Genomic DNA, 12670 nt, shown 5'->3' with positions numbered 1-12670 from the left:
CCCGTGTAGCGCTGTCGGTGGGGCCGGCACGTCCCGGCGGCCGACTCAGTCGTCGGTCGCTGCCTGTCCGGAGACGCCGGCCGACCCGGACGGCGTCGACCCGGTCCGCGCGATGGTCGACCCGGTGTCCATGTCGAAGACGTACCCTTCGTGGCTGTCGAGGTCGACGCCGACGACCGAGCCCTCGGACAGGCCGGCGGTCGAGTCTTCGACGATGCGGATCTCGCCGATGGGCGACTCGACATAACAGAGGCTGTGTTCGCCCATCGGTTCGACGAGGTCGAGTTCGGCGTCGAAGTCACCCTCGCCTTCGGAAACGACGCTGAGTGCCTGGGGTCGGAACCCGATCTCGACGTCGTCGGAACTCCGTTCCCCGATGTTGGATTTCTCCTTGCGCTCGGCGTCGTCCGCGGTGTCGCGGACGTCGAGTTCGACCGTCTGGTCGCCCAGGTCGACGGTGACGGTCGAGCCGTCGGTCTCCCCCTGCCACATGTTCATCTCGGGCATCCCGACGAAGGAGGCGACGAACCGGTTGTTCGGTTCCTGGTACACCTCGTTCGGCGTGCCGTACTGTTCGATCTCGCCGTCGCTCATCACCGCGATCCAGTCGGAGAGCATCATCGCCTCCTCCTGGCTGTGGGTGACGTAGATGACCGTCTGTTCTGTCTCGTCGACGACGCGCTTGAGTTCCTTGCGCATCCGCACCTTCAGTTTCTCGTCGAGACCGGTCATCGGCTCGTCCATCAGGAACGCGCGCGGTTCCCGGACGATGGCGCGGGCGATGGCGATCCGCTGGCGCTGGCCACCGGAGAGTTCGGCGGGGTACTTCTCGACGAGTCCTTCGACTTCCAGCGTCCCGGCCACTTCGCGAGCGCGCTCGTAGCGCTCCTCCTTGGGCACGCCCCGCACCTTCAGCGGATAGGCGATGTTGTCGATGCACTTCATGTGCGGGTAGAGCGCGATCGACTGGAACACCATGCTGATGTCGCGCTCCTGGGCCAGTCGGTCGGAGACCTCGTCCTCGTCGTAGTAGATCTCTCCGTCGGTCTGGTTCTCGAGGCCGGCGATGCAGCGAAGCGTCGTGCTCTTCCCGCACCCGGAGGGGCCGAGCAGGGTCAGGAAGTCACCGTCCGGCACCGTTAGTGTCGACCCTTCCACTGCGACCTCTTCGCCGCCCGGTACGTCGTAGACTTTCCGAAGGTTCTCGATTCGTATCTCAGACACGGTATCTCACCTCGTGGATCGGTCGTCGAGCGGTGCGACGTGGGTCGGTCATCCGAGACCACCCACGCTGAACCCGCGAAGCAGGTAACTCTGCAGGAAGTACACCAGCAGGAAGGCGGGCAACGCCATCATCACCGAGGCGCTCATGATGAGCCCCCAGTTGACCGCCTGCTGTTCGATGAACCCCAGCATCCCGATGGGGAGTGTCTTCATCGACTCCTGTGTGAGCAGGAGGTTCGCGAACGTGAAGTCGCTCCACGAGATGGCAAAGGAGAAGATGGACACCGCGATGATGCCGGGCAGCGCCATCGGGATGGCTACGTCGCGCATCGCACGCAGGCGACTCGCGCCGTAGATCCACGCGCTCTCCTCGTAACTGATCGGCACCGTCTGGAAGAACTTCCACATCAGCCAGATGTCGAAGGGAAGCGCGTGGGCGCTGTGTGCCAGGATGATGCCGGGGTAGCTGTTCAGTAGGTTCAGATCCCGCCAGATCATGAACATCGGCAACGCGAGCAGGAGCGGCGGGAACATGTAGGAGAACAGCACCGACTGCGCGAGGCGTTTCTTGCCGGGGAACGTAAACCGGGTCAGCGAGTAGCCCGCGAGCGTCGCGGAGACGACGCTGATCACCATCGTTCCCAGTGCGGCGATGATGCTGTTCAGGTAGAAGCGGGCAAAGGCCGTCTCGGTGAACAGCCCCGCGAAGTTCTCCAGTGTCGGGTTCCGCGGCACGAACAGGAACGTGTTCGAGAACAGTTCGAGTTCGGGCTGGATCGACGACTTCAGCATGACGTACGTCGGGAAGCCGATGACGATGACCGTCGCCCCGACGAGGAACCGGAACACCCACGTGCTCAGTCGGCGCTGCGTGGCGTGGGGGACGTTCCGGACGTAGTAGTCGATGATGCGCTCGATCGGTGATTTGGATGTGCTGTAGCTCATTCGACACGAACCTCCTGTTCGGGGTTGAACTTACCGAAGTAGATGGCTGCCCCGACGACGAGCGTCAGGAACAGCGTCGACGCGATGGCCAGCGACTCCCCGAGTTGCCACTGGTTGAACGCCACCCGGTACGCGTACACCGGAAGCGTCGTCGTCGCTTGACTCGGCCCACCTCGCGTCATGATCCAGATGATGTCGAACTTGTTGAACATCCAGATCCCGCGGAGCAACACCACGAGGACGATCATGCCCTTGAGGTTCGGGAGCGTGATGTCACGGAAGCGCTGCCACGCGTTGGCCCCGTTGACCCGCGCGGCGTCGTAGTAGCCCGAGGGAATCGCTTCCAGACGCGCGAGCGACATCATCACGACGAAGATGGACCACTTCCAACTCGCCGCGACGATGAGCGCGTACATCGCGATGTCCTGGTTGCCGAGGAAGTTGATCGCCTCGTTGATGATCCCGAAGCGGATTCCGAGCAGGTTGATGACGCCGTAGTTCGGGTTCATCATCCACTGGAACACGAGGCCGACGACGATAACCGGGACGAGGTAGGGGAGCAACACGACGGCCCTCGCGAGGGCGTTCCCCCGGAACGACCGCTGGAGGATGAGCGCGAAGATGATGCCGAGGATGACCTGTACGGCCACCGAGCCGAAGCCGAAGATGACCGACTTGACCACCGCGGTCCAGTAGAAGCCGTCCTCGAAGAAGAGGTGTTCGTAGTTCGAGAGGCCGGTCCACTCCCACACCGGATTGAACGCGTTGATGGCGAAGAAACTCCCCGCGAGCGCCCACACGATGGGGAAGACGGCGATGAACAGGAACAGGAGCATGACCGGCGAGAGGCTCCCGTAGCCGAGGACCGTCTCGTTTTCCAGCAGGTCACCGATCCGGTCGCGGATCGACGGCTCCTCGACGGACGCTTCGACCCCGCTCGTCGGGGTCGCTTCGCCCATCTACGTCCACCTCCCGCCGTCGCTCTGGTGGATCACTGTTCGAAGTTCGCCATGATCTCCCGCGAGCGGGACCCCGCTTCGTCGATGGCTTCGTCGATGCTCATGTCGCCGTGGAGGTAGTTGAACAGCATGTTCCCGAACGTCGACTCCGAGAACACGGGCGACGCCAGCGCGTTGTTGGGGTCGGTCTCCCCGACCAGCGTCTTCGCCGTCTCGACCATCTTCACCACGTCCTCGATGCGGATGTGGTCGTTCGGCCGCACCCACGTGTCGATGAACTCGTTGTCGAGGAACTCCTCGTCGTCGACGGCCGCCGGGAACGGCGGCAGGTTGTGTAGCGGTGCGATGTGGAGGAGTTCGTACAGCGGTTCGGGTCGGGACATGAACTCGACGAACCTCCGGGCTCCCTCCTTGTTGTCGGAGGCCTCGAACATAACCCACCCCTCGGAGAAGGCTTGGTGGGTCTGCTCCGCCTGCGACGGCGGGTGCATGAGGCCGGTGTCCTCGGCGACGGCCTCGTTGTTCGCCACCGCCTGTTGGAGCGGTCGCGCCCCGAAGTACTTCACCGTGTTCGACTGCTCGGACCAGTACGACTCGATCTGTGGCCCGTAGCCGTAGCCCGACCCGTCGACGGAGACGTCGTTGAGTTGGTCGATGTACTCCAGGACCTCCCGGGTGCGTTCGCGGTTCTCACCTTGGTCCATGACGATTTCGACGGTGTCCCCGTTTCGCTCGAAGATCTGCCCGCCGTTCTGGAACATGTGGTCGATGTAGTACTCCGTGGCCATCAGGGTCTGTCCGGCCGGAACGGTGGTTCCGCTGCGTTCACCAACCCCATCGACCGCCTGCACGCCTTCGAGGTACTCGTCCCACGTGGGTTCCCGTGGCGTCATCCCGGCTTCCTCGTCCCACGTACTCACTCGGTACCAGTCCATCGTCATGTTGACCCAGATGGGGACGACGTACTGGTTCCCCTGCAGCGAGAAGAGGAAGTCTTCGTTGAAGTCGTAGCCGTAGAGGTCCTCCATCCAGTTCGCCTGCTCGCTCAGGTCCGCGAGGACGCCCTGTAGCGCGAGCCCGCCCCCTTTCTCCGGGGCGGTCGTCGTCAGTTCCGGCGGGTTGCCCGCCTGCAGGAGCCGGGAGATCCGAGCCGACTGGCTCGACCCGACGCCGACGAACTCCAGTCTGACGCCGTAGCCCGTCTCCTCGCTGAACCGCTCGGCCCACTTCTGGTAGTACTGCTTGAAAGCCGAACTGTTCTCGGCCGAGAGGAAGTGCACTTCGCCCTTGTCGCCCTCGATCGTCCGCTGTTCGCCCGCTGGCGTCCCGCCGCCGCCACCGCCGCCGCCACCGCCGCCGCCGCCACCGCCGGAACAACCCGCCAGTGTCGTTGCTGCTATCGTCGCTACGCCTGATCGCTTGAGGAATCGGCGCCTAGTTTCGTCCATAGTAGTCCACTACAGTCCCATGTTAGAACATGACACATAAATTCTTTCGTCGCAACAAGCATATCGAACCGCGACACGACCGCGGGTCCGGATCGGCCGCGCCCGTCGTGCTTATCCGCCGTTCGTCCGTAGGTGAGGTATGGCTGTGTACCAGCGCCGAACGCGCGTCGACGCGTCGCTCGATGCCGTCTGGGACTTCCACTCCCGTGCGAGCGGACTGGAGGCCCTGACACCCGGGTGGATGAACCTCGAAGTCGAGTCGGTCACCGGCCCCGACGGCGAACCGGACCCGGAGATACTGGAGACCGGGTCGCGCATCGAGGCGTCGCTCCGGCCACTCGGCGTCGGCCCGCGACAGCGCTGGACCTCCGTCATCACCGACCGTGGCCGGGACGACGGGTCGGCCTTTTTCCGCGACGAGATGGAGGGCGGCCTCTTCCCGCAGTGGGAACACACGCATCGCTTTTTCGCCGACGGCTCCGCGACCGTCGTCGACGACCGGGTCGTCTACGACCTGCCGCTCGGCCCCCTCGGCGACGCCGCCGGACCGCTCGCTCGCGTCGGCTTCGAACCGATGTTTCGGTTCCGTCACCGGCGGACGCGGGAACTGCTCGCCGGCGAGTCGTAACGGGTCGTCGGGACGGCCGTACGGTTTTGAGCCTCCGACCCCAAGGCGCCGGCATGGACGTCGTCGACATCGACCACGTCGCCCTGCGGGTCACCGACCTCGACCGGTCGCTCGCGTTCTATCGGGACCTGCTCGGGATGGAAGCCCGGGACCGCGACCGCTACGAGGCGGGCGAGGTCCCGTACGTCGCGGTCGTGGCGGGCGGTCGCCACCTCCACCTCGTCCCGACCGACGGACCGATCGACGTCGGGGGCGAACACGTCTGCCTCCTCGTTCGCTCCTCGGGCACCGGCACGCGGGCGGAACTCGACGCCCTCGTGGCCGACCTCCGGGAGGCCGGCGTCGAGGTCGAGGCCGACGAACCCCATGAGCGCTACGGGGCGTACGGCCGTGACTGGGCGGCGTACGTGCGCGACCCGGACGGTCGCCGGGTCGAACTCAAACTTCACTGAGCGGGCCGTCCCGACGCCGTGAGATAGATCCCCGCGAGGACGACCGCTCCGCCGAGTAGCGTCCCGACCGTCGGCACCTCCGCGAGGAGGACGGCCGCGAGCGCCGCGCTCCCCAGAGGTTCGCCGAGGAGGGTGACGCTGACGACGTGGGACTCCAAGTGGCCGAGCGCCCAGTTGATGACGGTGTGGCCGAGGACGCCGGGCCCGACCGCCATCGCGACGAACAGGACCCACTCGTGGGGGGCGTACGAAAAGAGGGCGTAGCCTTGGCCGACGGCCACCACAAGCAGGACGACGGCACAGGCGGCGTAGACGACGGTCACGTACGGCACCACCGGTAGCCGCCGCCGGAGCGACCGGCCGGCGAGGTAGTAGGCCGCGACGGCGACGGCACCGAGAAGCGCGAGCGCGTTCCCGTACCCGGTCCCGGCGTCGACACCCGCGTCGCCGACCGTCGGATCGACCGCCGCGAGCAGCGACGTGCCGAAGAACAGGGTCGCCGTGCCGACGACGGCGACGGCCACGCCCGCGGCGCTCCGGCGGGCGACTCGCTCGCCGAGGAGGAGCCACGCCCCGACGACGACGAAGACCGGTTGGGCTTGGACGAGCGTGACACTCGCCGCGACGGTCGTGTGATCGAGGCTCTCGAACCACACCGCGAAGTGTGCGGCGAGTGCTGCCCCCGCGGCGACGGCGACCACTCCGTCCCGACGGCCGATCCGCGCCACCGCCGCCCGACTCCCGCGCCGGAGGACGACCGGGAGCAACACCCCGACGGTGAACGTCACGCGGTACAGCGCCTTGACGACGTTCGGGGCGTCGCTCCAGCGGACGAGGATGGCGCTCGTACTGATCGCCACCACCGCGACTGCGAGGGCGAGAAACGGCGGCACGACGGCGTCGCTCGTGGACACACGACGCCGGTCGGATGGGCCGTGCTTACCCCTGTCGATACGGATGAAATTCGATCACCGATCCGACGCCAACTCTGAAGAAGAAATTTCTTCGAAGTCTGTGATGGAGAATTATTCGGCATCATTTACGTAGTTGGAGAAAGTACGCGACTCCGATGACGCACTTCACACGAGATTGGCTCTGGATAGCGGTGTTCGCCGTCCTCGTCACGTTCTCGGTGCCGTGGTTCCTCTGGGGGACTGCGACGGTGGTCGCCGGTCTCCCCGTCTGGCTCTGGTGGCACGTCGGCTGGATGGGGGTGTCGGCGGTCGTCTTCGCGTTGTTCGCACGGACCGGCTGGGATCGGCTGATGGGTGTCGACGGCGACGTCGGGGTCGGGCGGGGTGAGCGGCCGTGACGCTCCAACCGCTCGGTATCGTCGTCGCGTACCTCCTGCTCGCGCTCGGCGTCGGGTTGGTCGCCTACCGCGTCGGTGGCGACGACGCCGAGGACTTCTATCTCGCTAGCCGGACGCTCGGCACCCTCGTTCTCCTCTTTACGACCTTCGCGACTCTCCTCTCGGCGTTTACCTTCTTCGGCGGGCCAAACCTCGCGTACAGCGCCGGCCCGGAGTGGATCCTCGTCATGGGTGTGATGGACGGTGTCCTCTTCGCCATCCTCTGGTACGTGATCGGCTACCGTCAGTGGCTCATCGGTCGCGCCCGCGACTACGTCACGCTGGGAGAGATGCTCGGTGATCGTTTCGCCTCGCCGGCGCTGCGGGGAGTGGTCGCGGGGGTCAGCCTGCTCTGGCTGTTCCCCTACGTCATGCTCCAGCAGATGGGTGCCGGCGAAGCGCTCCGCGGGCTGACCGGCGGAACCGTCCCCTACTGGGGTGGAGCCGCGCTCATCACGCTGTTCATGATCGTCTACGTGATGCTCGCGGGGCTTCGTGGCGTCGCGTGGACCGACACGCTCCAGGGACTGTTCATGCTCTCGGTGCTGTGGGTCGCGGTCGTGTGGATCGTCGGTGCGGTCGGCGGTGTCGGCGCTGCGACCCGCGGCATGATCGACGCCAACCCCGACTTCGCCGCCCTCGGCGGCGGGCTCTACACCCCACAGTTCATCATCTCCTCGGCGGTCACCATCGCCTTCGGCGTCACCATGTTCCCACAGATCAACCAGCGATTCTTCGTCGCCCGCTCCGCGACGGTGCTGAAACGCTCTTTCGCGCTCTGGCCGGTGCTCGTCCTCCTGCTTTTCGTCCCCGCGTTCATGCTCGGCGCGTGGGCGTCCGGCCTCCCCATCGAGGTACCCGAGGGGGCGAACGTCCTGTCGGTCCTGCTCGCCGAGTACACACCGGGGTGGTTCGCGGCCCTCGTCGTCGCCGGCGCGATGGCCGCCATGATGTCGTCCTCGGACTCGATGCTGCTGTCGGGGTCGTCCTATTTCACCCGGGACCTCTACCGCCCGTTCGTCAGCCCCGACGCGGGTGAGCGCCGCGAGGCGTGGATCGCCCGCGTCGGCGTCGCCGTCTTCGCCACGCTCGCCTTCGTCGCCAGCCTCTCCCGCCCCGGGACGCTCATCGAGGTCGGTGACACCGCTTTCTCCGGGTTCGCTCTGCTCGCACCCCCCGTGATGATCGCGCTCTACTGGGAGGCGACCACCGCCGACGGGATGCTCGTCGGCGTCGGCGTCCCTCAACTCCTGTATCTCGTCCACGTCCTCGTCCCCGCCGTCCCCGTCGACGTGGCCGGAACGACCATCTCCCTCCTCGCCAGAAGTTACGGTGGGTGGGACGTCGCTCTCGGCTTCATGCTTTTCGGGGCCGTCCTCACCGTCGGCGTCTCCCTCGTCTCGACGCCGACGGCCGGCGAGGACGCGACGGCCTTTGCCGTCGGCAGCGACTGACGGCATCCCGACGCCACCCGATTCCGGCGGATGGACTGGCTTCCGACGGCTTCGGGGGCCGTTTCGTCGAGTGGCCTCACGACCACCCACGCTCCGGAACACCTACCTGCCGAGGGCCCGCGACGGTATCGTATGGGCGAGATACTCGACACCGAAACCGCGGCGAAGATCATCAAACACATCCGAGAGGGCGATCAGGAGAGCCCGCACTTTCAGGCGACGATGATCAACTTCGTCTGGTCGCTCCACCGGAGCGACGGCGGCTTAGACGAGGTGGACCTCGACGACGGCGAGGTCGACGAGATTATGGCCGGGCTTCCGACCGATCCGGAGCAGGAACTGGCGTTTCTGGACTGACAGCCTCCCACGACTACAGCCGTGAGGGCGTCCACTGGAGGTGACCGGGACGGCCACCGCGCCCGCCGCGAACGGCGGTTCCACCGGTGGGGGGGCCCAGCCGTGGACAGACGGGATAGATGGTTTCGGGCCCCGGTCGGCATCCCGTACGCTAGGGACTAAAAGTTCATGGTCATTCACAATATTTCTGGTGGATCGTGACGGATGGGGGGCACTCCCGGACGGCGCCCCGATTCGTCTGCGTGCCATGGATCCGCGCCGTCGTGTGCGGGTCGGAGTCTCACGAGCCGAATCCGCTCGGCTCTCACTCTCCCGCGATACGGCTTGCTTCGCTCGTGGAAACGGATCGCATGGACGAAGATCAGTGGAGTGGGAACCGACCTTCGAGCGTGTAGCAAGTTTACACACCACGTATCGTCTCGTCGGTAATTAACCGAGGTACACGGGTGTCTTTCATGTGTGATCTCTCACACGAGTTTTAACTTTTCTTGCCATTTAGTGGCGATTATGCCTTGCCCCGACTGCGGCAATACTAATTACGAATATTATGACGAACTTTGTCCAATATGCGATTCCGAAAAGTTCGTTGCGTGCGACGCAAACAAATGCAACGGTGCCGGTTCATACGTCGAACCAGTGTACGGCCCAAATGGGGGACTCATTGACGAAATTGTATATACCTGTGAATTGTGCTATGGAGATGGAATAATTCCCGAACACTGGTCAAACTGATAACCCACCTGTCCTGTTCCTCCACACAATCCTATGACGATCGGGCAAGTTCCACAAGGTTTTGGTGATGCAGAAGTACCTCAAAACTAGACACTAGGTCAGCAGTATCTGTAGTCGTTTGGTGGAACTAGATTCTCATATCCAGTGGATCCTGAGCTAGTAAAATGGGTCTAGAAGGCCTGAAAATGCCCAAATCAGGAATTTTAGCAAAAAGCTTATACAGGTTTGGTGATACGGATTCGACGGGGGTACGAGTCACCTCACTCAACCATGACGGACATGCCAGATAAACTCAAAGAGTTGCAACGCCGCCTCGGGAACACCGACATGGCGTGTATTGAAGTCGGATCCCGTGATCTTTCAACCGAAGTCTATCCCGCCGTTCAAAAAAGTACAGTCCCTGTGCGATGACTCGATATCTTGTAGCCAGATTTGTAGTGGCGGGACCGGTTCTCCTGAGTGGCAACATAGAGTCAGGACCGTTCTACATCGGCTAGCGGACGATCCAGACAGTAGGGTGCAGAAGCTTGACCAACGTGGAAGGTGGTACTTCGAGTAACTATAGTAGCGTTTGTAACTGTCCGCACACCTGATCGAACGCAGTCATGCGATCAGGTGTGTGATGACTTACAAAGGCTACTATAGCGTTCGTTACCGATGAGAGGGAAAGACGAGGTGAATAAGCGATATCCGTCGTCCGAGAAGTGACCGAAAGTCGGCTACTACCGGTCCTGTGTCTCTCACTTCAAATCTGCGTGAGAAGAATATGAAATATTCTATGACTGATTAGTTTTAATTGGTGAGTGATCATTTACAGAACTAAATGGAGTGGTGGCACATAGCACTCGTACTGGCCGTCGTGTTGCTTGGAATACTAATTAAAACCACCTCCGATCCTCCAGAGGTCAAGAACGGGCCAATCGATTCTCCAGCAACCAAGGAGGAGTCAAAGGCATCGAAGTCTCAAAAAGAAGCCGATCAATATGTTGATGCACTCCTAGACCCCAACAAGTCGAAGCACTCGTCAGGTAGTGAGGAGTTATCTGATGAAGAATGGCGGCGTAAACAAGACCAAGGGACACTCGAAGATCGGCGTGGTCCCGGAAGATTTTGAGCAATCAGACTCACGACGGTTAGTGTGCAGTCCTTCTGAGGAACGTCCCACTCTTCTGTCCCAAAATGAGTGACCGAGAATCATCCAAACCCGGACACCATGAATCTCCGAGAACACGAGCAACGCGACGATATGATGGTATGGCTGAGTCAAGACGAAGTGTCGGCCCTGTTCGACGCCACCGACGGGACGCAGGAACACATCGCCCTCGCCCTCGGCGCGCGGTGCGGGCTCCGCTCGCACGAAGTCCTCGACGTCGCTCCCGAGCACGTCGTCGATACCGACGCGGGCACCATGCTCCGCGTTCACCACGGGAAGGGCGACAAGTACCGAGAGACGCCCGTCCCACGCGACCTCGCGACGACGATCCGGACCGTCGACGACGTCCGCGACGAGTCGTCGAGCGCGTCGCTCGTCGACATCACGAGCACGCGGACCCTCCGGCGGTGGGTCACCCACGCGGCCGAGCGCGTCGACGATGACGATACCGGGTGGCAGTACCTGACGTTCCACGATCTCCGGCGGACGTGGGCGACGGCGCTCGCAAGCGCGGACGTCGATCCGTTGCTGGTGTGTGACTGGGGCGGTTGGAATGACCTCGAAACCTTCCTCGACCACTACCGCGGGACGTTCTCACCGGCAGCGCAGAAGCGGGCGCGGGACGGTGTCGCGTGGCTGTAGTGGCGAAAGACCTTCCCGTCCTGTATACGTAGTGCATACATATGGGAACCTCGATCCGCGTTTCGGACGAGACAAAACGAAAGCTCGACCGAATCAAGCGCGACGACGAGACGTTCAACGAACTTCTTGATCGCCTTGCCGACCTTGAAGATACCATGCAGTCCTCGGCTGGTTCGTGGGACGGCACCGACAAAGCAGAGAACGCGCTCCAAGAGCGTGAGCGGATGAAGGGAAGCTTCCGCACCCGATGACGTTTCTCGACAGTTCCGTCATCATCCACTACCTCGACAACACCGACCATGTCGTCCGCTACGTCGACGACGAAACCACACCACCGTACTTCACGTCTGCCCTCTGCATCTACGAGGTGTTGATGGGTGCGGTTCACACTCCCGGCAACACCGATCTTCGCGGGGAGCGTTCACAGTTCGATTGGGTGAACTCACTGGAACTAAACGAAGGGATTGCCGTCGAGGGCGCTCGGATTCAGGATGAACTCAAAGAAGCCGGCGACCTGCTGAGTCCCCGCGATGCCCTCATCGCCGCGACCGCCCGCTCAACGGGCAACGAACTCGTTGTCGCCGACGGCGACTTCGATACAGACCGTCTCAGGAAGATACTCTCCGTGACGGCACTTGACGATCCCACCGAAGCCTAACCGAACCCCGCCCACCAACCCGGCCGCACCTTATCCGGCGGCCGCACCGCCGGCAACGGCCGCTGTAACTCTGCATCGACATCGCCGTCCAGATACAACTCGCCCCAACTGGTAATCTCGTACTCGTCGTCGAGGCCGACGTCCCGAAGGTAGACGTCGACGAATCCCCCGTTCGCCAGCACTCGACACCGGTTTTCGATCCGACGACGATCGCCTCTCGACGTCCTGCTCGTAGTCGATCTCCCACGCCGTCGCCGTCGATACCGACGACAGATACTTGAGTATCCGTTCGTCGGTGTACTGCATCCAGTGACCCCTTTTCCGGTACTTCATCTCTTATGCGCTTGCCGTCCCCTCCCCGTTGTCGCTCGCATCCTCCAACTCGTCGGCGTCGAGTTCTCCGTCGAGGTACTTCTTCCCCTCCTCGGTGATGACATAGACGCCATTTCCAAGATGGGTGAGTAGTTGGTGGTCTGCAAGTTTCTGAAGGCGACGAGAAACATGCTGTCGAGAGACTCGAATAACGTCTGTACTGGCTAATTCGGATGGCGATCCCGATCCCTCCTCCCGGATCACTTCCAAGATCCGATCATCCCAGATCGTCATCCACGTCCCGGATCGTCGCATTAAGCACCTATGTGAGCCGCTGTCACCTAATAAATAGTAA

The 12670-nt window shown here is 62.9% G+C and carries 16 protein-coding genes; 9 read left to right on the top strand and 7 right to left on the bottom strand.

The genetic code is table 11. The features are described 5' to 3' along the window. Window positions 1-45 precede the first annotated feature (45 nt). Genes NBT81_RS15755 through NBT81_RS15740 form a run of 4 tightly spaced genes read right to left on the bottom strand, consistent with a single transcriptional unit; the run spans window position 46 to window position 4576 of the window. Window positions 46-1224: an ABC transporter ATP-binding protein gene (locus NBT81_RS15755; protein WP_338739802.1), complete on the bottom strand. Its 1179-nt coding sequence runs from the start codon at window positions 1222-1224 to the stop codon at window positions 46-48. Between the two features lie 48 nt (window positions 1225-1272). After that, complete coding sequence (locus NBT81_RS15750) at window positions 1273-2169, bottom strand: carbohydrate ABC transporter permease (RefSeq protein ID WP_338739801.1); 897 nt, start codon at window positions 2167-2169, stop codon at window positions 1273-1275. Further along, a complete protein-coding gene (locus tag NBT81_RS15745) occupies window positions 2166-3128 on the bottom strand; it encodes a sugar ABC transporter permease (protein WP_338739799.1) in 963 nt (320 codons plus the stop codon). The genes NBT81_RS15750 and NBT81_RS15745 overlap by 4 nt, the downstream gene beginning before the upstream one ends. A gap of 32 nt (window positions 3129-3160) precedes the next feature. Next, a complete protein-coding gene (locus NBT81_RS15740) occupies window positions 3161-4576 on the bottom strand; it encodes a substrate-binding domain-containing protein (RefSeq protein ID WP_338739798.1) in 1416 nt (471 codons plus the stop codon). A gap of 139 nt (window positions 4577-4715) precedes the next feature. Here NBT81_RS15740 and NBT81_RS15735 point away from each other — a divergent pair, with 139 nt between their 5' ends. Together NBT81_RS15735 and NBT81_RS15730 are read left to right on the top strand one after the other, a co-directional pair. After that, window positions 4716-5204 carry an SRPBCC family protein gene (locus NBT81_RS15735; protein WP_338739797.1) on the top strand — a complete coding sequence of 163 codons (489 nt, stop codon included), beginning with the start codon at window positions 4716-4718 and terminating at the stop codon, window positions 5202-5204. A gap of 53 nt (window positions 5205-5257) precedes the next feature. Continuing rightward, window positions 5258-5656, top strand: coding sequence for a VOC family protein (locus tag NBT81_RS15730; protein ID WP_338739796.1), 399 nt, complete (start codon window positions 5258-5260; stop codon window positions 5654-5656). Here the strand turns inward: NBT81_RS15730 and NBT81_RS15725 are convergent. Then, the gene (locus NBT81_RS15725; RefSeq protein ID WP_338739795.1) at window positions 5650-6570 is read right to left on the bottom strand and encodes a DMT family transporter; all 921 of its coding nucleotides are present in this window, start codon (window positions 6568-6570) and stop codon (window positions 5650-5652) included. The two genes, NBT81_RS15730 and NBT81_RS15725, sit on opposite strands and share 7 nt — an antisense overlap. A 155-nt stretch (window positions 6571-6725) precedes the next feature. On the opposite strand from NBT81_RS15725, the gene NBT81_RS15720 reads away from it, so the two are divergent. The 7 genes from NBT81_RS15720 (at window position 6726) to NBT81_RS15690 (ending at window position 12003) form a co-directional block, all read left to right on the top strand. Beyond that, a complete protein-coding gene (locus NBT81_RS15720) occupies window positions 6726-6968 on the top strand; it encodes a DUF3311 domain-containing protein (RefSeq protein WP_338739794.1) in 243 nt (80 codons plus the stop codon). Further along, a complete protein-coding gene (locus tag NBT81_RS15715) occupies window positions 6965-8461 on the top strand; it encodes a sodium:solute symporter (RefSeq protein WP_338739793.1) in 1497 nt (498 codons plus the stop codon). Before NBT81_RS15720 ends, NBT81_RS15715 begins: the two co-directional genes overlap by 4 nt. A 132-nt stretch (window positions 8462-8593) precedes the next feature. Beyond that, the gene (locus NBT81_RS15710) at window positions 8594-8818 is read left to right on the top strand and encodes a hypothetical protein (RefSeq protein ID WP_338739792.1); all 225 of its coding nucleotides are present in this window, start codon (window positions 8594-8596) and stop codon (window positions 8816-8818) included. 1555 nt (window positions 8819-10373) lie between these two features. Further along, window positions 10374-10664, top strand: coding sequence for a hypothetical protein (locus tag NBT81_RS15705; RefSeq protein ID WP_338739791.1), 291 nt, complete (start codon window positions 10374-10376; stop codon window positions 10662-10664). A gap of 99 nt (window positions 10665-10763) precedes the next feature. After that, a complete protein-coding gene (locus tag NBT81_RS15700; RefSeq protein WP_425498688.1) occupies window positions 10764-11345 on the top strand; it encodes a tyrosine-type recombinase/integrase in 582 nt (193 codons plus the stop codon). Between the two features lie 41 nt (window positions 11346-11386). Continuing rightward, window positions 11387-11596: a DUF7557 family protein gene (locus NBT81_RS15695; RefSeq protein WP_338739788.1), complete on the top strand. Its 210-nt coding sequence runs from the start codon at window positions 11387-11389 to the stop codon at window positions 11594-11596. Next, complete coding sequence (locus tag NBT81_RS15690; RefSeq protein ID WP_338739786.1) at window positions 11593-12003, top strand: PIN domain-containing protein; 411 nt, start codon at window positions 11593-11595, stop codon at window positions 12001-12003. Before NBT81_RS15695 ends, NBT81_RS15690 begins: the two co-directional genes overlap by 4 nt. Here the strand turns inward: NBT81_RS15690 and NBT81_RS15685 are convergent. Both NBT81_RS15685 and NBT81_RS15680 read right to left on the bottom strand, forming a co-directional pair. Beyond that, window positions 12000-12185, bottom strand: a complete 186-nt coding sequence (locus tag NBT81_RS15685; protein WP_338739784.1) for a hypothetical protein — start codon at window positions 12183-12185, stop codon at window positions 12000-12002. The two genes, NBT81_RS15690 and NBT81_RS15685, sit on opposite strands and share 4 nt — an antisense overlap. 154 nt (window positions 12186-12339) lie before the next feature. Then, a complete protein-coding gene (locus NBT81_RS15680) occupies window positions 12340-12630 on the bottom strand; it encodes an ArsR family transcriptional regulator (RefSeq protein WP_425498687.1) in 291 nt (96 codons plus the stop codon). Window positions 12631-12670 lie beyond the last annotated feature (40 nt).

The sequence above is a fragment of the Haloplanus sp. CK5-1 genome, assembly GCF_037201915.1.
GTDB classification, from domain to species: Archaea; Halobacteriota; Halobacteria; order Halobacteriales; family Haloferacaceae; genus Haloplanus; species Haloplanus salilacus.
This window is presented reverse-complemented; position numbering and strand designations above follow the sequence as displayed.

Bases quoted from the DNA above. Each gene is read 5' to 3' on its own strand.
- NBT81_RS15750 (WP_338739801.1), bottom strand. From the start codon at position 2,169: ATGAGCTACAGCACATCCAAATCACCGATCGAGCGCATCATCGACTAC.
- NBT81_RS15745 (WP_338739799.1), bottom strand. From the start codon at position 3,128: ATGGGCGAAGCGACCCCGACGAGCGGGGTCGAAGCGTCCGTCGAGGAG.
- NBT81_RS15740 (WP_338739798.1), bottom strand. From the start codon at position 4,576: ATGGACGAAACTAGGCGCCGATTCCTCAAGCGATCAGGCGTAGCGACG.
- NBT81_RS15735 (WP_338739797.1), top strand. From the start codon at position 4,716: ATGGCTGTGTACCAGCGCCGAACGCGCGTCGACGCGTCGCTCGATGCC.
- NBT81_RS15730 (WP_338739796.1), top strand. From the start codon at position 5,258: ATGGACGTCGTCGACATCGACCACGTCGCCCTGCGGGTCACCGACCTC.
- NBT81_RS15720 (WP_338739794.1), top strand. From the start codon at position 6,726: ATGACGCACTTCACACGAGATTGGCTCTGGATAGCGGTGTTCGCCGTC.
- NBT81_RS15710 (WP_338739792.1), top strand. From the start codon at position 8,594: ATGGGCGAGATACTCGACACCGAAACCGCGGCGAAGATCATCAAACAC.
- NBT81_RS15705 (WP_338739791.1), top strand. From the start codon at position 10,374: ATGGAGTGGTGGCACATAGCACTCGTACTGGCCGTCGTGTTGCTTGGA.
- NBT81_RS15700 (WP_425498688.1), top strand. From the start codon at position 10,764: ATGAATCTCCGAGAACACGAGCAACGCGACGATATGATGGTATGGCTG.
- NBT81_RS15695 (WP_338739788.1), top strand. From the start codon at position 11,387: ATGGGAACCTCGATCCGCGTTTCGGACGAGACAAAACGAAAGCTCGAC.
- NBT81_RS15690 (WP_338739786.1), top strand. From the start codon at position 11,593: ATGACGTTTCTCGACAGTTCCGTCATCATCCACTACCTCGACAACACC.
- NBT81_RS15680 (WP_425498687.1), bottom strand. From the start codon at position 12,630: ATGCGACGATCCGGGACGTGGATGACGATCTGGGATGATCGGATCTTG.